The following is a 17,589-nucleotide window of genomic DNA, read 5'->3' as shown; positions in this document are numbered from 1 at the left end:
GCGGGCCGGCCGCGGGTCTCCCCCGGCCGGCCCGACCGCCCGGTCAGGCTCCGCCGGTGTGCACCTGGAACGCCGCCTTGCGGACGGCTTTGGCGAGCGCGGGGTCGGGGTGTGCGGCGGCCAGCGCCACCAGGACCTGGACGGTGCGCGGATGGCCGACGGCCCGTACCTCGTCGAGCAGGGCGGGGACGCTGCCCTGCACGGCCGAGTCGAGGTGGCGGACCAGCAGTCCGGTCTCGCCGTGGTCGGCCACGGCCGCCGCGGTGTCGACCCAGAGCCAGGTGGCCTCCTCGCGGCTGAGGACCTCCTGGGCGTCCTCGGGGTCGGCCCCGTCGTACTCGGCGAGCCAGAGCAGTGCGTAGGGGCGCAGCGACGGGTCGGCGACGACGGAGCGCACCTCGGGCTCGGCGGGTGCGCCGACGACGCGGAGCGCCTCGAAGGCGAGCCCGCGCAGCAGCGCGTCCTCGCCCCGGGCCACCCCGAGGAGTTCGGCGACGGCGCTGCCGACGGGGCGGGCGGCCAGCCAGGCGCGGTATTCGGCACGGGCCGGTCCGGGGGTGAGCCGGGCGCAGCCGAGCAGCATGTCGGCGGCGGACTGCTCGATGTTGCCGGCCGGGCTCTGGGCGGCGACGCAGATCTGTTCCAGCTTGACCCAGACCGCCCAGTTGCCGAGCGGGGTGAGCGTGGCGTGCCCGGATCCGAGGGTGAGCGCCCCGACGGCGGCCAGCCCCTCCAGGGCCCAGTCCAGCAGGAGGGCGACCAGGGCCTCGGGGTGGGCGGCGGGGGCCTCCTCGGCGGGGACGGGCAGTGGCTGCGGCCCGTACGGCACCTCGCAGCGCTCCTCGTGGAGCTCGGCGACGCGCTGGCCGAGGAGGTCCAGGAGCGCGGGCACGGTGACCGGGCCCGCGGAGAGCTGGAGGAGGGAGAGCACCTGGGGCACGGCCTCGACGGCCTCGGCGACGGCGGTGGACTCGATGTCCTGCGGCGCGGGGTGGACGAGTGACCAGGCGTCGAAGAGCGCGACCCAGCCGCGGAGCACGGCGGAGTCGTCGCGGTCCCAGGCGCGCAGCCGCCAGCCGGGCCGTGCGGTGTCGCCGTGCAGTTCGACGAGGCCGGCGAGCCGGGCCCGGTCCCAGCCGGAGCGCACCTGGGCCGGGGACAACTCCAGCTCGGAGGAGGCCCGTTCGAGGGACGTGGCGGCCAGGGGTGGTGTGCCGGGGCGGGAGCCGCCGGCCGCCCAGCGGGCGATCCGCACGGCGTCGGCGAGGGCCGTCCTGGCCTGGCGGGCCAGTTCCGCCCGGGGCGGGGTGCCCTCGGGCGGGCGGGGCGCCGGCCTGGTGCGCCGGGTGATCACGGCCTTGCGAGCGGTGGCGAGGGGTCGCGGGCGGACAAGTCGCAGCCTGGAGTCGCGCGGGGTACGGGACGTCACGGGGATCAGTCTTGCCTCTGACAGCCCGAAAGCCCAAACGGAACCCGGATCGCCGGTGTCCCGGGGCGTCCGCACCCGTCCGGGACCAACCGGCCGAAGCGGCACATCAGCTCACATCAGGGGCGTGAGGAAGCGCCGAAGTGTCTCTTCGTAGTGGCCCGGGTCGGCGTTCCACATCGCCGCATGCGGAGCCCGCGGTACGGGGTGCAGGGCGACCAGGTCGGGGCGGCGGGCGGCGAGCGCCCGGGAGGGCCGCCAGGGCGCCAGGGTGTCGTCGGGCCCGTGGAAGATCAGCGTGGGGACGTGCAGGGTCCGGGGCAGCGAGGTGTCCAGGAGCCGGGCGCCTTGCAGTCCGGTCTGTCCCTGGGCGGCGCGGACGGCGAGGGGCAGCAGGGCGGACGGGACCCCGCGGGCGGCGGCCAGGGCGCGCAGGGTGGTGGCCCAGTCCATGACCGGGGAGTCGAGGACGAGGCCGCAGATGCGGTCCCGGAGCGCGGAGTTGACGGAGGCGTGCAGGGCCATGGAGGCGCCGGTGGACCAGCCGTGCAGCACGACCCGTTCGGCGCCGTAGCGCACCGCGAAGCGGATGGCGGCGTCCAGGTCGCGCCATTCGGACTCGCCGAGGTGACTGAGGCCGTCCGGGGAGCGCGGGGCCCCGGTGTCGCCGCGGTAGGCGAGATCGAGCACCGGAAGCTGCTGGCCGTTCAGGAAGCCGAGCAGGTTCAGGGGGTGTTCCCGGGTGGTGCCGATGCCGTGGGCGGTGATGACCCAGGTGTCGCGGGGGGCGGGCACGAACCAGGCGGGCAGGACGCCGAGTTCGCCGGTGATCTCGACCTCCCGGTGGTCCAGGCCGAGGGCCGTGGCGGGGTCGCCGCTGTGCAGCTCGGGTGTCATGCGGACCTTGGCCCCGGGGCGCAGGGTGCCGCGGTTGACGCGCTCCAGCCGGCGCACGACGGTGTCGGGGGCCTGGTGGGCCTGGTCGATCACCGGGCCGACGACGGCGTGGACGTCGTCACCGACCAGCCCGTAGGTGCCGGGCCGCAGCGCGGCGAAGGACCGGGTCAGGGTGACCTGCCCCGCCGCCGTGGCATGAACGGTGAGTCTGCGGTCGGCGGGGAAGGGACGTCCGGACGGCGCCCGCAGGGCGACGTCGCCGGCGTACCGGCCGGCCGCGACCGCTGCCGCACCGGCGCCGAGGATGGAGGTGACGACTGCTGCCGTCGCTGTTGCCGGGCGCACGGCTTCAGTCTCGTGGGCGCTCCCGGAGTCGGCCACCGGGCGGGGGCCGTCCGGTGCCGCGCGCCCGCCCCGGCGGCATCGGCGCCCGCCGCCCGAAGGGGGACGGGAAGATCACGGACGGCCCGGGCCCGGCTGCCCGTACCCCTTCAGCGCCTCCCGGACGTCGCCCAGCTGGTCCGGGGTGAGCAGGGCCGGGGAACGGCCGGGGACGGCGCTCGCGGCGAGCCAGAGGCGGCAGAGCCATTCGAGCTGGGCGGTGCGGTCGTACGCCTCGTCGAGGGTGGCTCCGTAAGTGAGGGTTCCGTGGTTGCCGAGCAGACAGCCGGTGCGGTCCCGCAGGGCCGCCAGCATGTTCGCGGCCAGCTCGTCGGTCCCGTACCGGGCGTAGGCGGCGACCCGTACGGGGCCGCCCAGCATCGCGGCCGCGTAATGGATCGGCGGGACCTCGTCGACGAGCGTGGAGACGGCCGTGGCGTGCACCGCGTGGGTGTGCACCACGGCGGCCGCCGCCGTGTTCCGGTAGACCGCGAGATGGAGCGGGAGTTCGCTGGTCGGAGCCAGCTCACCGAGGACCCGGTTGCCCTCCAGATCGACGCCGACCGCGTCCTGGGGGCGCAGCCGGTCGTAGGGCACGCCGCTCGGGGTGACCAGGACGGTGCCGCCCACCCGCGCCGACACGTTGCCCGAGGTCCCGACGACCAGGCCGTCGGCCGCCGTCCTGCGCGCGGTGGCGACGACCGCGACCCAGGCCTGTTCGATGTCCCCGGCCCGTTCGACCGGGCCTCGCCGCTGATCGCTCATACGAAGATCCTTTCCACTGATGAGCGGTCCATGTCTCCGCCTCCTCCGGAAGATCGTCCGGAGCCGGAACCGGGGCCCACACCGCCCCGTACCCGTCCCGCACTGTCGGAGCACGGCCAAGTGGAGCGACGACCCTCCGATTGGAGTCACCGCAACGCCCTGTTCAGTTCATCTTCCGTTCACCCAGATTGCCTACGGTCCACGTGCCACTGCCGTCGAACGATTGCCTGGGTAAATGGAACACATCACGCTGCTGCTCGCGATTGTGATCGTGACAGCTCTAGTGTTCGATTTCACGAACGGTTTCCACGACACCGCCAACGCGATGGCCACGACCATCTCGACCGGCGCACTCAAACCCAAGACAGCGGTGGCGATGTCCGCCGTTCTCAACCTCGTCGGCGCGTTCCTGTCGGTGGAGGTCGCCAAGACGATCTCCGGCGGGATCATCAATGAGAACGGCCTCAGAACCGAGGTCATCTTCGCGGCGCTCGTCGGCGCCATCCTGTGGAATCTGCTGACCTGGCTGGTCGGACTCCCGTCCAGCTCCTCCCACGCCCTCTTCGGCGGTCTGATCGGCGCCGCGGTGATGTCCGCGGGCTGGTCGTCGGTCGACGGCGGCACGGTCGTCACCAAGGTGCTGCTCCCCGCGGTCGCCGCCCCGGTCGTCGCCGGTCTGGCCGCGCTGCTGGCCACCAAGCTGACGTACCGGATCGGCGGGAAGATCCGTAACGGCGCCCAGGAGAAGGCGACCGCCAAGGGCTACCGCGCCGGGCAGATCGCCTCCGCCGGGCTGGTCTCGCTCGCCCACGGCACCAACGACGCGCAGAAGACCATGGGCATCATCACGCTGGCCCTGGTCACCGGCGGGGTGCTCTCCCCCGGTTCGAACCCGCCGGTCTGGGTCATCGTCAGTGCCGGTCTGGCCATCGCGCTCGGCACGTACCTGGGCGGCTGGCGCATCATCCGCACCATGGGCAGCGGCCTCACCGAGCTCAAGCCGCCGCAGGGCTTCGCCGCCCAGACCAGTGCGGCGACGGTCATCCTGGCCTCCTCGCACCTCGGCTTCTCCCTCTCCACCACCCAGTCCTGCTCCGGCGCCGTGATGGGCGCGGGCCTCGGCCGCCGGGGCGGTGTGGTCCGCTGGTCCACCGCCACCCGGATGTTCGTCGCCTGGGGTCTGACCCTGCCGGCCGCCGGTCTGGTCGGCGCGGGGGCGGAATTCCTCACCAAGCAGGGCACCTGGGGTGTCGTGGTCGTCGCCGTGCTGCTGGTCGCGGGCTCCGGAGCGATCTGGGTCCTGTCGCGCCGCAAGCCGGTCGGCCAGGACGATGTCGCACCCGGCGGCCGGGACGGCACTCCTGTCGCCGTGGACGCCGAACCCGCGGGCGTCGTCACCACCGCCATCGCGGCCGTCAGCCCGCCGCCCACCGCGGCCCAGGCGCAGCAGGACCTCAAGACCACCATCCCGGCCCCGGCCGGACCCGTAGCCGACCCGGCGCGACCCGCCACGGTGTAAGGACACATCCCCATGAACATCGACTGGGCAGCCCTCGGCACCGTCTTCGGTGTCTCTCTCGTCGCCACCGTCGCCCTGGTGGGTCTCTTCACCCTGGGCATCGTCGGCCTCTCCAGGCAGCCGGAACCCGCGCAGGGCGGGCAGGCCGGCGGGTCCCTCATGCTGGCCCGCGCGGGCGCGTACGTCTGCTTCGGGCTGTGCGCGGCGGCGGTGGCCTACGGGATCTACATGATCGTCGCCTGACCTCCGGAAGGACCCCGCGGGGCCCTTCCCGCTCCTGCCCATCGGGCCGGACGCACCTCGGTGCGTCCGGCCCGATGTGGGTCTCAGCACACTGCACCGTCGCAGGTCAACGGCAGGTTGACTGACGTTCGCGGAGCGTGGTGGACTGCCGGAGCCATTACGGCGACAGCAGAGGAAGCCGGTGCGAATCCGGCGCGGTCCCGCCACTGTCACCGGGGAGCAGTCCCCCACCACCGGAAGTCACGGTCCACGCCATGTGGACCGGAAGACCGGGGGAACTGCGGATCCGGGAGCCAGGAGACTCTCGTCGCCGGTCACGTCGAACCAGGGCGCGGACCCTGAGTGAGGACATATCGCCATGCCCGGCCGCCGTGCGTCCGTATCTGCGCCGCCCCTTCCACCAGCTGCCCGCACGAAGGTCCTTCGAGGCGCGACGGCCGGCTGAACCGTGCGTGCCGATCGCATCTTCGCGTACGGCGCCGCGGCCGGTCTGATCGGCGATCTGCTGCTCGGTGATCCCCGCCGGGGACACCCGGTCGCCGCCTTCGGGCGGGCCGCGGCAGGCGTCGAACACCGTCTGTGGCGCGACCACCGGGGGTGGGGCGCACTGCACACCCTGGTCTGCGCCGGAGGCGCCGCGGGGGGTGCCGCGCTGGCCGCCCGCGCGCTGCGCCGCTGTCCCGCCGCTTCCGTGGCCCTGACCGCCGTCGCCACCTGGTCCGTCGTCGGCGGTACGTCGCTGGGGCGCGAGGCCCGGTCCATCGGCGGCGCCCTGGCCGCCGGGGACCTGGACCTGGCCCGTGAGCGGCTGCCCCACCTGTGCGGCCGTGACCCGCAGTCCCTGGACGGACCGCAGATCGCCCGCGCCGTGGTGGAGTCCGTCGCCGAGAACACCTCGGACGCCGTGGTCGGCGCGCTGGTGTGGGGTGCGCTGGGCGGGGTCCCCGGACTCGTCGGCTTCCGGGCCACCAACACCCTCGACGCCATGGTCGGCCACAAGTCGCCCCGCCACCTGCGCTACGGCTGGGCCTCGGCCCGCCTCGACGACCTCGCGGGCTGGCCGGGCGCCCGGCTGACGGCGCTGCTCGCCGTGGCGGCGGGCGGACGGCCCCGGGGGGCACTGCGGGCCTGGCGGGCGGATGCCGCCAAGCACCCGAGCCCCAACGCGGGCCCCGTGGAGGCCTCCTTCGCGGGCGCCCTCGGCGTACGCCTGGGCGGCACCCTCGCCTACGGCGGCCGGGTCGAGCACCGCCCCGTACTCAACGGGGAGACGGGCCGGGCGGTGGAGACCGAGGACATCGAATGCGCCGTACGGCTGTCGCGCCGGATCGGTGCACTGGCCCTCGGCGTCAGCGTGGCGGCCCGCCTGGGCGCGGGCGCGGCGGCACGGCGGATCACCTCGACGCACGGCACGGGGCCGCACGCCCCGGGTACGCGCACCTCAGGACGGAGGCCGACATGAGCGGCGGGCTGCTGGTCGCCGGGACCACCTCGGACGCGGGCAAGAGCGTCGTCACGGCGGGCATCTGCCGCTGGCTGGTGCGCCGGGGCGTGAAGGTCGCGCCGTTCAAGGCGCAGAACATGTCCCTGAACTCCTTCGTCACCCGCGAGGGCGCCGAGATCGGCCGCGCCCAGGCCATGCAGGCCCAGGCGGCCCGGGTGGAGCCGACCGCGCTGATGAACCCGGTGCTGCTCAAGCCCGGCGGCGACCGCTCCAGCCAGGTCGTCCTGATGGGGCGCGCGGTCGGCGAGATGAGCGCCCGCGGCTACCACGGCGGCAGGCAGGAAGCGCTGCTGTCCACCGTCGTGGACTGCCTGGAGCAGCTTCGGGGCACGTATGACGCGGTGATCTGCGAGGGGGCGGGCAGTCCGACCGAGATCAATCTGCGGCGCACGGACATCGTGAACATGGGCATCGCCAGGGCGGCCCGCTTCCCGGTGGTGGTCGTCGGGGACATCGACCGGGGCGGGGTCTTCGCGTCGTTCTTCGGTACGACGGCACTGCTCGCCGCCGAGGACCAGGCACTGATCGCCGGCTACCTGGTCAACAAGTTCCGCGGTGACGTGTCGCTGCTGGAGCCCGGCCTGGACATGCTGCGCGATCTCACCGGACGGCCGACGTACGGGGTGCTGCCGTTCGCCCACGGCCTCGGCATCGACGAGGAGGACGGGCTGCGGGTCTCGCTGCGCGGCACCGTACGGGAGTCGGCCGTCGCTCCGCCGCACGGCGAGGACGTCCTGCGCGTCGCGGTGTGCGCGGTCCCCCTGATGTCGAACTTCACCGATGTCGACGCGCTGGCCGCCGAACCGGGTGTCGTCGTGCGGTTCGTGGACCGCGCGGAGGAACTGTCCGACGCCGACCTCGTCATCGTGCCCGGCACCCGCGGCACCGTGAAGGCGCTGGCCTGGCTGCGCGAGCGCGGGCTCGCCGACGCGCTGCTGCGGCGCGCCGCCGAGGGCCGCCCGGTCCTCGGCATCTGCGGCGGCTACCAGATCCTCGGCGAACGCATCGAGGACGAGGTGGAGTCGCGCGCCGGGCAGGTCGACGCGCTCGGGCTGCTGCCGGTACGCATCCGGTTCGCCCGCGAGAAGACCCTCGCCCGGCCGGCCGGCGAGGCGCTCGGCGCCCCCGTCGAGGGGTACGAGATCCACCACGGCGTCGCGGACGTGCGGGGCGGCGAGCCGTTCCTCACTGACGGACAGGGGCGGCGCCTCGACGGCTGCCGGTCCGGCGCCGTGTGGGGCACCCACTGGCACGGCTCCCTGGAGAGCGACGCGTTCCGCCGCCGCTTCCTTACCGAGGTCGCGCGCGCCGCCGGCCGCCGCTTCGTGCCCGCCCCCGGCACCTGCTTCGCCGAGCTGCGCGAGGAACAGCTCGACCGCCTCGGCGACCTCATCGAAGAACACGCGGACACCGACGCGCTGTGGCGGCTCATCGAGTCGGGCGCGCCGGCAGGACTCCCCTTCATCGCCCCAGGAGCACCCGCAGCACCTGGAGCACCCGCATGACCGCCCGCCGGCCGCCGAAACCGCTGGAAACCGCCGCCACCAAGGAGGCCTTGTGAGTACGCCGTACCCCTTCACCGCCATCGTCGGGCAGGACGATCTCCGCCTCGGCCTGCTGCTCAACGCCATCTCGCCGGCCGTCGGCGGGGTGCTGGTGCGCGGCGAGAAGGGCACCGCCAAGTCCACCGCGGTGCGTGCGCTGGCCGCGCTCATGCCGGAGGTGTCCGTCGTCCCCGGGTGCCGGTTCTCCTGCGCCCCCGCGTCACCCGATCCGGCGTGTCCCGACGGCCCCCACGAGTCCGCGCCCGGCGTGTCGCGGGCGGCGCGGACGGTCGAGCTGCCCGTCGGCGCCTCCGAGGACCGGCTCGTGGGGGCGCTCGACATCGAACGGGCGCTCGCGGAGGGCGTGAAGGCCTTCGAGCCGGGACTCCTCGCGGATGCCCATCGCGGAATCCTGTACGTGGACGAGGTCAACCTCCTCCACGACCATCTGGTGGACCTGCTGCTGGACGCGGCCGCCATGGGCGCCTCCTACGTGGAGCGCGAGGGCGTCTCCGTACGCCATGCCGCGCGCTTCCTGCTCGTCGGGACGATGAACCCCGAAGAGGGCGAGCTTCGGCCGCAGTTGCTCGACCGGTTCGGGCTGACCGTCGAGGTGGCCGCGTCCCGTGAGACCGATCTGCGGGTCGAGGTGGTGCGGCGGCGTCTCGCGTACGACGACGATCCGGCCGCCTTCGCCGCCCGATGGGCGGACGAGGAGGGCGCGTTGCGGGCCCGGATCGCCGACGCGCGTGCGCTGCTGCCCGAAGTACGGCTCGGTGACGGGGCGTTGCGGCAGATCGCGGCCACCTGCGCGGCCTTCGAGGTCGACGGGATGCGCGCCGACATCGTGATGGCCCGGACCGCCACGGCGCTGGCCGCGTGGGCGGGGCGCACCGATGTGCTGGCCGAGGACGTCCGGCAGGCCGCCCTGCTCGCGCTCCCCCACAGGCGCCGGCGCAATCCGTTCGACGCGCCGGGGCTCGACGAGGACAAGCTCGACGACACGCTGGAACAGAACAGCGGCGGGGACGACGATCCGGACCCGGACGGCCCCGGTGGCGGCGGCCGGCCGCCGCAGGGCGACGGACCCGGCACGCCGCCGCAACCTGAGGGCGGCGCCGACGACACGCCCGCGCAGTCCGTGCCCGAGCAGGGCGGGGAGCAGGAACCGGGGCAGCCCCGGCCGGGCGGGGGCGGCGAGCAGCAGCCCGTGCGGGCCGGCGAGCCGTTCCGGACGAAGATGCTGAGCGTGCCGGGCCTGGGCGAGGGCGCGGCGGGGCGGCGCTCCCGGGCGCGCACCGAGCACGGGCGTACCACCGGTGCGCGGCGTCCGCGGGGCGCGCTGACCAAGCTGCACCTGGCCGCCACCGTGCAGGCCGCCGCCCCGCACCAGCGGGCGCGGGGCCGGTCCGGGCCGGGTCTGGTGGTGCGGCGGGACGATCTGCGGCAGGCGACGCGAGAGGGGCGCGAGGGGAATCTTGTGCTGTTCGTCGTGGACGCGTCGGGGTCGATGGCGGCCCGGCAGCGGATGGCCGCCGTGAAGGGTGCGGTCCTCTCCCTGCTGATGGATGCCTATCAGCGGCGGGACAAGGTCGGTCTGGTCACCTTCCGGGGCAAGGAGGCGGCCGTGGTGCTGCCGCCCACCTCGTCGGTGGACGCGGCGGCGGCACGGCTGGAGACGCTGCCGACCGGTGGGCGAACCCCGCTGGCCGCCGGGCTGCTGAAGGCCCATGACGTGCTGCGGGTGGAGCGGCTGCGTGATCCGTCGCGGCGGCCGCTGCTGGTCGTGGTGACCGACGGGCGGGCGACCGGGGGGCCGGAGCCGGTGGCACTGGCCGCGCGGGCCGCCCGGCTGCACGAGGCCGAGGGCACGGCGTCCGTCGTCGTGGACTGCGAGCCGGGCCCGGTGCGGCTCGGTCTCGCGGTGAGTCTCGCGGGCGAGCTGGGCGGCACCGCCGTCACGCTCGACGAGCTGCGGGCGGACTCGATCGCCGGGCTGGTCAAGGATGTTCAGGACAACAGCAGGAGGGCCGCTTGATGCCGCAGGGACAGCCGGTCAGTGTGCCGGACGACGGACTCACCACCAGGCAGCGCCGCAACCGGCCGCTGCTGATGGTGCACACCGGTATCGGCAAGGGCAAGTCGACGGCGGCCTTCGGGCTGGCGTTGCGCGCCTGGAACCAGGGGTGGCCGGTCGGGGTCTTCCAGTTCGTGAAGTCGGCGAAGTGGAAGGTCGGCGAGGAGAACGCGCTGAAGGTACTCGGCGCGAGCGGCGAGGGCGGGCCCGTCGTCTGGCACAAGATGGGCGAGGGCTGGTCCTGGGTCCAGCGCGACCAGCAGCTGGACAACGAGGCCGCGGCCCGCGAGGGCTGGGAGCAGGTCAAGCGTGATCTCGCCGCCGAGACGCACCGGCTGTACGTGCTCGACGAGTTCGCCTACCCGATGCACTGGGGGTGGATCGACACCGACGAGGTCGTCGAAGTGCTGCGGGACCGGCCCGGTTCGCAGCATGTGGTGATCACCGGGCGCAACGCTCCTGCCGCGCTGCTGGACGCGGCGGACCTGGTGACCGAGATGTCAAAGGTCAAGCACCCGATGGACGCCGGACAGAAGGGCCAGAGGGGCATCGAGTGGTGACGGTTCCCCGCCTGGTCATCGCCGCGCCGTCGTCCGGCAGCGGCAAGACCACCGTCGCGACGGGTCTGCTGGCCGCCTTCGCCGGGCGCGGGCTCGCCGTGTCCGGGCACAAGGTCGGGCCCGACTACATCGACCCGGGCTACCACACCCTCGCGACGGGGCGGCCGGGGCGCAATCTCGACGCGTACATGTGCGGGCCGGAGCTGATCGCTCCGCTGTTCGCGCACGGTTCGCAGGGCTGTGACCTGGCGGTCGTCGAGGGTGTGATGGGGCTGTACGACGGGGCATCGGGGCTCGGTGAGCTCGCGTCCACCGCGCACGTCGCGAAGCTGTTGCGGGCGCCGGTGGTGCTGGTCGTGGACGCGTCGTCGCAGTCGCGGTCGGTGGCGGCGCTGGTGCACGGTTTCGCCTCGTGGGACCCGCGGGTGCGGATCGGCGGGGTGATCCTGAACAAGGTGGGCTCGGACCGCCACGAGGCGCTGCTGCGCGAGGCCCTGGACGAGTCCGGGGTACCGGTCATGGGGGTGTTGCGGCGGGCCGAGCAGGTGGCGGTGCCGTCTCGGCACCTGGGGCTGGTGCCGGTGGCCGAGCGGCGGGGCGACGCGGTGGCCGCGGTCGCTGCGATGCGGGAACAGGTGACGGCGGGGTGCGATCTGGACGCGCTGATGGCGCTGGCCCGGTCCGCGCCGTCCGTGGCGAGTGAGGTGTGGGACGCGGCGGGGGCCATGGCCGGCTGCGGCGGGCCCGTTCCGGAAGCGGAAGGGGTGCGGGTCGCCGTCGCGTCCGGGGCCGCCTTCACCTTCTCCTACGCCGAGCACAGTGAGCTGCTCACCGCCGCCGGGGCCGAGGTGGTGCCGTTCGACCCGTTGCGGGACGAGGCGTTGCCCGAGGGGACCCGGGGGCTGGTCATCGGGGGCGGGTTCCCCGAGGTGTACGGGCCCGATCTGTCCGCCAACGAGCCGTTGCGCGGGGCCGTCGCGGGGCTGGCGGCGTCCGGGGCACCGGTGGCCGCCGAGTGCGCGGGGCTGTTGTACCTGGCGCGGTCGCTCGACGGGCTGCCCATGTGCGGGGTGCTGGACGCCGAGGGGCGGATGTCCCAGCGGCTGACGCTCGGTTACCGGGACGCCGTGGCACTCTCCGACAATGTGCTCGCGGCGGCCGGTACGCGGATGCGCGGGCACGAGTTCCACCGCACCGTGCTGGAGCCGGGCGCCGGGGACCAGCCGGCCTGGGGCATGCACCGGCCGGAGCGGCGCGTGGAGGGGTTCGTGCGACGGGGCGTGCACGCGAGCTATCTGCACACGCACTGGGCCTCGGCGCCCGGTACGGCCCGCCGGTTCGTCGAGAGGTGCGCGGGATGAACCATGGGCACGGCACGGGACGGCAAGCGGTGCGCCGGTCAGTCCGCGATGCCCACGACCAGCCAGATGAAGCCCACTCCGGCGACCGTGCAGAGCAGGGTGGAGCGGGCCGGGTGGTCGTGGTGCGCCTCGGGCAGGATCTCGGCGGCGGCGAGGTAGAGCAGCGCTCCGCCGAAGAAACCGAGATAGCAGCCGAGGAGTTCCGCCGGAAGGGTGAACAGAAGCGTCGTCGCCGCGCCGACGACGGGCGCCGCCGCGTCCGCGTAGAGCATCGTGAGGGCCTTGCGGCGGGCGTTCCCGTACAGGCTGGTGATCGTGTACGTGTTGAAGCCGTCCGCGAAGTCGTGGGTGATGACGGCGAGGGCGACGGCCGCGCCCATGCCGCCGCCGACCTGGAAGGCGGCGCCGAGCGCCACGCCGTCCATCAGGCTGTGGCCGACCATCGCCGCCGCCGCTGTCAGCCCGACCTGGGGCACCCGTTCCTCGCCCGCGCCGTGTGCGGCCTGGCGTACCGCGAGCAGTCGCTCCACCAGGTGGGCGACCAGGAAGCCGCCGACGAACAGCAGCAGGGCCGCCGGTACGCCGAAGACGGGACCGCTCGCGGCCTCGATCGCCTCCGGCAGCAGGTCCAGGCCGACCACGCCGAGCATCAGTCCGCCGGCGAAGCCGAGTACGAGGTGGCGGCGGTCGGTGACGCGCTGGGCGACCCAGCCACCGGCCAGGGTCATCAGGAACGCGCCGAGCGCGACGAACACCGCCATGGGCTCTTGCTAGCCGATTGACCCCGGTGCGCGCATCTCAGGGCGCCCCTCGTCAGGTCCCGTTCATCTCTCGTCCCGAAAGGATCGTTCCATGACCGAAACAGTCGCCGCAGCCGTGCCGGCGGCGACGGACGCGGTGGGGGGCGCTGTGGGGGGCGTCTCGCTCGCGGTCGGGGTCGGCGCGTCCAGGGGCGCACCCGCGGACGAGGTGTTCGGGCTGATCCGGGACACCCTGGCGGCGGCGGGGCTGTCGCCGTCGAGCGTCGCGGAGTTGGTGACCGTCGACACCAAGGCCGAGGAGCCGGGGATCATGGCCGCCGCCGCACGGCTCGGTGTGCCGCTGCGGACGTACCCGGCCCAGGAGCTGGCCCGCATCGAGGTGCCGCATCCGTCCGGCGCGCCGCTCGCCGCCGCCGGCACACCCTCGGTGGCGGAGGCCGCGGCGCTCGCCGCCGGCGGCGAACTCCTGGTGCCGAAGCGGAAGTCGCGGCCCGAGGGACGCGCGGCGATGGCCACCTGCGCGGTGGTCCGCCGGCCGCGCCCGATGTGCGGCAGGGCCTGGACCGTTGCGTGAAGCCGGGTGCGGGGCGCATAGTCGTTCTGCCGTACTTCCTCTGCACCGGCGGCGCTACCGGGAGGCCGCCAAGAGCGATTCGCGGATGAAATGCGACTCTTGCGTGTACCGATTCCACTGCCGGGCTTCGAAGACAAGGTGGGACCGCCGCAGCAGCCGCGCTTCCACCCTGACACCGACGGCCATCACCACCACCCCCCACCATGGCGGTCATGCACACTCCCACTGAGAGCCCCGACGCAACCGGCGCGGGCGCCCACGATCTGCGGCATCACGGTGACGCGGAGGTACGGGGACGGGGCCGGGATCTGACCGATCTCGCCGTCAACGTACGGGCCGGTACCCCACCGGCCTGGCTGAAGGAGCGGATAGCCGCGTCGCTCGGCGCGCTCTGCGCCTACCCGGACGGGCGTCCGGCGCTCGCGGCGGTCGCCGCACGCCACGGGCTGCCGCCCGAGCGGGTCCTGCTGACGGCGGGTGCGGCGGAGGCGTTCGTGCTGATCGCACGCGCGCTGCCGGCCCGGCGGCCGGTCGTGGTCCATCCCCAGTTCACCGAGCCCGAGGCCGCCCTGCGCGCGGCCGGGCACGAGGTGGGACGGGTGCTGTTGCGGGCCGAGGACGGCTTCCGGCTGGATCCGGCCGCCGTTCCGGCGGACGCGGATCTGGTGGTGGTCGGCAATCCGACCAACCCGACGTCCGTGCTGCACCCCGCGGCCGTACTGGAGCGGCTGGCCCGCCCCGGGCGGACCCTGGTGGTCGACGAGGCGTTCATGGACGCGGTGCCGGGTGAGCGCGAGGCGCTGTGCGGCCGCACCGATGTCCCCGGGCTCGTCGTCCTGCGCAGCCTCACCAAGACCTGGGGGCTCGCCGGGCTGCGGATCGGTTATGTCACGGCCGCGCCGGAGACCGTGCGCATGCTGGCGGAGGCGCAGCCGCTGTGGCCGGTGTCGTCACCGGCGCTGACGGCCGCCGAGGCGTGCATGGAACCGAGGGCGCTGGCCGAGGCGGCAGCCGCGGCGGAGCGCATCGCGGTGGACCGGTGCCATCTGGTCGCGGGGCTGCGCGAGTTCACCGAGATCCAGGTGGTGGAGCCGGCCGAGGCGTCGTTCGTCCTGGTCCGGCTGGAGCGGGCTGCCGAGATACGGGAGCGGCTGCGGATGATGGGCTTCGCGGCCCGGCGCGGCGACACGTTTCCGGGGCTCGGCACCGACTGGCTGCGGCTGGCCGTGCGCGACCGCACGACGACCAACCGCTTTCTGCAGGTGCTCGATCAGGCGCTCCAGGCGTTGACCGCCGTCAGCCGGTGACGGCACCGCCCGGTCCGGTGTCGCGTCGGGGGCGGGGAGCGGTGCTCCACTCGTGGAACACCGCTCCCCGCTCCCTGTTTTCCCTACGGCCCCCCGGCCGCCCCCTCGGGCCCTGACGCGCTCCCCCGCGCGTCAGCCCCGCGCACGCCGCCGGGTCACGACCATCGCGCCGGCGCCGACGGCCAGCAGCAACGCCGCACCGCCCGCGATGTACGGCGTGGTGGAGCTGGAGCCCGTCTCGGCGAGATCGGCGCCGGAGGCCGCGGGTGCGTTGCCGGTGCCGGTCTGCGTCTTCACATCGCCGCCGGAGTCACCGGCCGTGGAACCCCCGTTACCGGAGCTGCCGGAGCTGCCGGAACCGCTGGTGCCACTGGTGCCGCCTCCATCGGTCGAACCGCCGTTACCGGAACCGCCGTCGGTCGAACCGCCGTCGCTGGAGCCGCCGTCCGACGAACCGCCGGTGGAGCCGCCCGGCTCGGGCGTCTTCGGCGTCTCGCAGGTGGCCTCGGCGAGCGTGACCTCGCCCTGCACATCGGCGACGTTCAGTTTGAGCGGGTTCACCGAGACCTTCAGCTGAAGTGCCGAGGCCGCCGCGGTGCGTGAGGTGGTGTGCGTCTTCGACAGGTCGAGCGTCACCTCACCGACGCCCGGCACCTTGACCTCGGTGGTGCCCCCGGCGGTGAGGGTGACGCGCTGGCCGAGGACCTTCACGTACCCCAGCACGTTCGACTCGGCGACCGGCTTGTGGCCCACCTCGCAGACCGCCTCGGACGTGATCTGCTCGACCTCGATCAGTGAGAGCAGCGGCAGACCGGGCAGGTGGAGCCGGGCCTTCGCGATGTTGGTGTAGCCCTCGGCACGGTGCTTGTCGACGGTCGCGTTCGCCGTGGCGACATCGGCACGCAGCACGTGGACCGGCTGTCCGTCGTCCACACCGTCGAGCCGCACGCTGAGCGCGGTCTCCTTCGCGGTGGCCGGGGCGTGCACCTCGTTGAGCGTGGTCTTGAGCGGCACATTGATCGACTTGTTCAGGAGCGAGACGTCGAGTGCGGTACGGAGCACTACCGCGCTCGCCTTCCCGCCGCCGGTGGTCGTGGCGGTGGTCGCGGCGGCGGCCTGCGCGGGGACGGCGACCAGCAGTGCGACGGGAGCGGCGGCGACCGCCAGGGCGGCGAGGCGGAAGGTGTTGCTGTTCAAGATGGTGGAACCCCCACAAGAGACTTTGGAGCCACCGGCGCCGTCCAATGGGGGACATCGCGGGCACCGGTGGCCTCGACTCCGTGAATCTTTACGCACAGAGGGTGAACTGGCGGATACCTGACGTGAGTTCACCCCAAAGGGGGGTTTCCGTGCTTGTATTCGAATATCTCGGCACGTGCGTTCCTCGGGTTCACCCGTTTCACTGAGTGTGGACGGCCCGAAGGCGACCGCACCGGAGATCACGCGGAAGTGGTCAACGAGCGGACCGACCTCCGGTAACTGCCGGTCAACACGGTGCACCCCGGGCCGGTCCGGACCCTGGGCCCGTCCGTCAGCCGATCACGCGCCCGTTCAGCACGACCCTGCGCGGCGCGGCCAGCACCCGCACGTCCGCCCGCGGGTCCTCGTCGTACACCACCAGGTCGGCCGGAGCACCCTCCTCCAGTCCCGGCCTGCCGAGCCACGCGCGGGCGCCCCAGGTCGCGGCGGACAGCGCGGTCAGGGCCGGGATGCCCGCCTTCACCAGTTCGGCGACCTCGTCGGCCACCAGCCCGTGGGCGAGCACACCGCCCGCGTCGGTGCCGACGAAGACGGGGACACCTGCGTCATGGGCGGCGCCCACCGTGTCGTACCGCCGCTCGTGCAGCCGGCGCATATGGGCCGACCACTGGGGGTACTTGGCGTCGCCGCCCCGCGCCAGCGAGGGGAAGGTGGCGATGTTGACCAGCGTCGGGACGATCGCGACCCCGCGCTCCGCGAAGAGCGGGATCGTCTCCTCGGTCAGCCCCGTCGCGTGCTCGACGCAGTCGATCCCGGCCTCGACGAGATCGCGCAGGGAGTCCTCCGCGAAGCAGTGCGCGGTGACCCGGGCGCCCAGCCGGTGCGCCTGCGCGATGGCCGCCTCGACCTCCTCGCGCGGCCAGCACGCCGTCAGGTCGCCCACCTCCCGGTCGATCCAGTCGCCGACCAGCTTCACCCAGCCGTCGCCGCGGCGCGCTTCCTGCGCCACGTACGCCACCAATTCGTCCGGCTCGATCTCGTACGCGTAGTTCCTGGTGTACCGCCGGGTCCTGGCGATGTGGCGGCCGGCCCTGATGATCTTCGGCAGGTCCTCGCGGTCGTCGATCCACCGGGTGTCGGCGGGCGAACCCGCGTCCCGCAGGAGCAGCGCACCGGCCTCCCGGTCGTCGACGGCCTGCTTCTCCGTGGTCGCCGTGTCGACGGCCCCGTGATGGTCGAGCCCGACGTGGCAGTGGGCGTCGACCAGCCCCGGCAGCGCCCATCCGCTGAGGACCGTCGCCCCGTCCGCGCCGGCCGGCCGCTCGTACGAGACGCGTCCGCCGACCGCCCAGAGCTCGTCCCGGACCTCGTCGGGGCCGACGAGCACCCGCCCCTTCACATGCAGCACCCGCGGCGCCTCGTGATCACTCATGCACAGCACTGTACGAGGGACCCGCAAGGCCGTTCGCG

Annotated in this window: 13 protein-coding genes, 3 pseudogenes and 1 riboswitch; of the genes and pseudogenes, 10 read left to right on the top strand and 6 right to left on the bottom strand. The window is 73.9% G+C overall.

Annotation, left to right across the window (positions count from 1 at the left end; all coding sequences use genetic code 11):
* Positions 1-43 precede the first annotated feature (43 nt).
* The 3 genes from AB0I52_RS04070 to AB0I52_RS04060 all read right to left on the bottom strand — a co-directional run bounded on the left by AB0I52_RS04070 (position 44) and on the right by AB0I52_RS04060 (position 3,469).
* Positions 44-1,354 carry a hypothetical protein gene (locus AB0I52_RS04070; RefSeq protein ID WP_363068791.1) on the bottom strand — a complete coding sequence of 437 codons (1,311 nt, stop codon included), beginning with the start codon at positions 1,352-1,354 and terminating at the stop codon, positions 44-46.
* Positions 1,355-1,540: 186 nt separating this feature from the next.
* A complete protein-coding gene (locus AB0I52_RS04065; protein ID WP_363068666.1) occupies positions 1,541-2,668 on the bottom strand; it encodes a hypothetical protein in 1,128 nt (375 codons plus the stop codon).
* A 111-nt stretch (positions 2,669-2,779) separates the two neighbouring features.
* On the bottom strand, positions 2,780-3,469 hold the full coding sequence (locus AB0I52_RS04060) for a class II aldolase/adducin family protein (protein WP_363068664.1): 690 nt from the start codon (positions 3,467-3,469) through the stop codon (positions 2,780-2,782).
* Between the two features lie 235 nt (positions 3,470-3,704).
* Here AB0I52_RS04060 and AB0I52_RS04055 point away from each other — a divergent pair, with 235 nt between their 5' ends.
* The 7 genes from AB0I52_RS04055 (at position 3,705) to AB0I52_RS04025 (ending at position 12,277) form a co-directional block, all read left to right on the top strand.
* A complete protein-coding gene (locus AB0I52_RS04055) occupies positions 3,705-4,988 on the top strand; it encodes an inorganic phosphate transporter (RefSeq protein WP_363068662.1) in 1,284 nt (427 codons plus the stop codon).
* A 12-nt stretch (positions 4,989-5,000) separates the two neighbouring features.
* Positions 5,001-5,231: a hypothetical protein gene (locus AB0I52_RS04050; RefSeq protein ID WP_363068660.1), complete on the top strand. Its 231-nt coding sequence runs from the start codon at positions 5,001-5,003 to the stop codon at positions 5,229-5,231.
* A 170-nt stretch (positions 5,232-5,401) separates the two neighbouring features.
* A riboswitch (cobalamin riboswitch) is annotated at positions 5,402-5,535 on the top strand.
* Positions 5,536-5,679: 144 nt separating this feature from the next.
* On the top strand, positions 5,680-6,693 hold the full coding sequence (locus AB0I52_RS04045; protein WP_363068658.1) for a cobalamin biosynthesis protein: 1,014 nt from the start codon (positions 5,680-5,682) through the stop codon (positions 6,691-6,693).
* Positions 6,690-8,240: a cobyric acid synthase gene (locus AB0I52_RS04040; protein WP_363068656.1), complete on the top strand. Its 1,551-nt coding sequence runs from the start codon at positions 6,690-6,692 to the stop codon at positions 8,238-8,240. Before AB0I52_RS04045 ends, AB0I52_RS04040 begins: the two co-directional genes overlap by 4 nt.
* A gap of 52 nt (positions 8,241-8,292) precedes the next feature.
* On the top strand, positions 8,293-10,317 hold the full coding sequence (locus AB0I52_RS04035; RefSeq protein WP_363068654.1) for a putative cobaltochelatase: 2,025 nt from the start codon (positions 8,293-8,295) through the stop codon (positions 10,315-10,317).
* The gene (gene cobO, locus AB0I52_RS04030) at positions 10,317-10,916 is read left to right on the top strand and encodes a cob(I)yrinic acid a,c-diamide adenosyltransferase (RefSeq protein WP_363068652.1); all 600 of its coding nucleotides are present in this window, start codon (positions 10,317-10,319) and stop codon (positions 10,914-10,916) included. Before AB0I52_RS04035 ends, cobO begins: the two co-directional genes overlap by 1 nt.
* Positions 10,910-12,277, top strand: a complete 1,368-nt coding sequence (locus tag AB0I52_RS04025) for a cobyrinate a,c-diamide synthase (protein ID WP_363068650.1) — start codon at positions 10,910-10,912, stop codon at positions 12,275-12,277. The genes cobO and AB0I52_RS04025 overlap by 7 nt, the downstream gene beginning before the upstream one ends.
* 38 nt (positions 12,278-12,315) lie before the next feature.
* Here the strand turns inward: AB0I52_RS04025 and AB0I52_RS04020 are convergent, their stop codons facing one another.
* Positions 12,316-13,038: a ZIP family metal transporter gene (locus tag AB0I52_RS04020; protein ID WP_363068648.1), complete on the bottom strand. Its 723-nt coding sequence runs from the start codon at positions 13,036-13,038 to the stop codon at positions 12,316-12,318.
* 91 nt (positions 13,039-13,129) lie between these two features.
* Between AB0I52_RS04020 and AB0I52_RS04015 the strand changes: the two are divergent.
* The 3 pseudogenes from AB0I52_RS04015 to cobC all read left to right on the top strand — a co-directional run.
* A pseudogene (locus AB0I52_RS04015) lies at positions 13,130-13,576 on the top strand (cobalamin biosynthesis protein); the annotation flags it as partial.
* Positions 13,573-13,841, top strand: a pseudogene (locus AB0I52_RS04010) (CbiX/SirB N-terminal domain-containing protein); the annotation flags it as partial. The pseudogenes AB0I52_RS04015 and AB0I52_RS04010, both read left to right, overlap by 4 nt.
* A pseudogene (gene cobC, locus AB0I52_RS04005) lies at positions 13,807-14,919 on the top strand (Rv2231c family pyridoxal phosphate-dependent protein CobC); the annotation flags it as partial. The pseudogenes AB0I52_RS04010 and cobC, both read left to right, overlap by 35 nt.
* Positions 14,920-15,051: 132 nt before the next feature.
* On the opposite strand, the gene AB0I52_RS04000 reads toward cobC, so the two are convergent.
* The gene (locus AB0I52_RS04000; protein WP_363068646.1) at positions 15,052-16,116 is read right to left on the bottom strand and encodes an SCO1860 family LAETG-anchored protein; all 1,065 of its coding nucleotides are present in this window, start codon (positions 16,114-16,116) and stop codon (positions 15,052-15,054) included.
* Between the two features lie 334 nt (positions 16,117-16,450).
* Positions 16,451-17,551, bottom strand: a complete 1,101-nt coding sequence (locus AB0I52_RS03995) for an amidohydrolase family protein (protein WP_363068644.1) — start codon at positions 17,549-17,551, stop codon at positions 16,451-16,453.
* Between the last annotated feature and the right edge of the window lie 38 nt (positions 17,552-17,589).

Source organism: Streptomyces sp. NPDC050423 (assembly GCF_040655445.1).
In the GTDB taxonomy this organism is placed as follows: Bacteria; Actinomycetota; Actinomycetes; order Streptomycetales; family Streptomycetaceae; genus Streptomyces.
The sequence above is the reverse complement of the archived record's forward strand: the minus strand, read 5'-3'. Positions and strand labels throughout refer to the sequence as shown.

Bases quoted from the DNA above. Each gene is read 5' to 3' on its own strand.
- AB0I52_RS04060 (WP_363068664.1), bottom strand. From the start codon at position 3,469: ATGAGCGATCAGCGGCGAGGCCCGGTCGAACGGGCCGGGGACATCGAA.
- AB0I52_RS04055 (WP_363068662.1), top strand. From the start codon at position 3,705: ATGGAACACATCACGCTGCTGCTCGCGATTGTGATCGTGACAGCTCTA.
- AB0I52_RS04050 (WP_363068660.1), top strand. From the start codon at position 5,001: ATGAACATCGACTGGGCAGCCCTCGGCACCGTCTTCGGTGTCTCTCTC.
- AB0I52_RS04040 (WP_363068656.1), top strand. From the start codon at position 6,690: ATGAGCGGCGGGCTGCTGGTCGCCGGGACCACCTCGGACGCGGGCAAG.
- cobO (WP_363068652.1), top strand. From the start codon at position 10,317: ATGCCGCAGGGACAGCCGGTCAGTGTGCCGGACGACGGACTCACCACC.
- AB0I52_RS04020 (WP_363068648.1), bottom strand. From the start codon at position 13,038: ATGGCGGTGTTCGTCGCGCTCGGCGCGTTCCTGATGACCCTGGCCGGT.
- AB0I52_RS03995 (WP_363068644.1), bottom strand. From the start codon at position 17,551: ATGAGTGATCACGAGGCGCCGCGGGTGCTGCATGTGAAGGGGCGGGTG.